A 271-nucleotide genomic window follows, 5' to 3' on the forward strand; every position below is an offset into this window, starting at 1 on the left:
ACCGGACTTGGTCTGGCAATCTCAAAAAATTTCATCGAAAAACAAAATGGTGAAATTGGAGTGAAAAGTATGCTGAATAATGGAAGTACCTTTTATTTCAGGTTGCCTGTAGCTGAAAGTTTTAGATATTTGGCCGACTCATTTAAAAAAAATATTTGCCAGTATTCTTCTATATTTGCAGACAAATTAATGATATGAGAAAAAAAATAAATCTATTCATTGTATTATTCTTCATCATAATGCGTATGCAGATTCCTGCCCAGACTTTTAC

Annotated in this window: 1 pseudogene; it reads left to right on the forward strand. The window is 31.7% G+C overall.

Annotated features, from left to right (window positions below):
- Positions 1-198, forward strand: a pseudogene (locus SB679_RS24365) (hypothetical protein); the annotation flags it as partial.
- Between the last annotated feature and the right edge of the window lie 73 nt (positions 199-271).

The organism is Chryseobacterium sp. SIMBA_029 (assembly GCF_046535275.1).
In the GTDB taxonomy this organism is placed as follows: domain Bacteria; phylum Bacteroidota; class Bacteroidia; order Flavobacteriales; family Weeksellaceae; genus Chryseobacterium.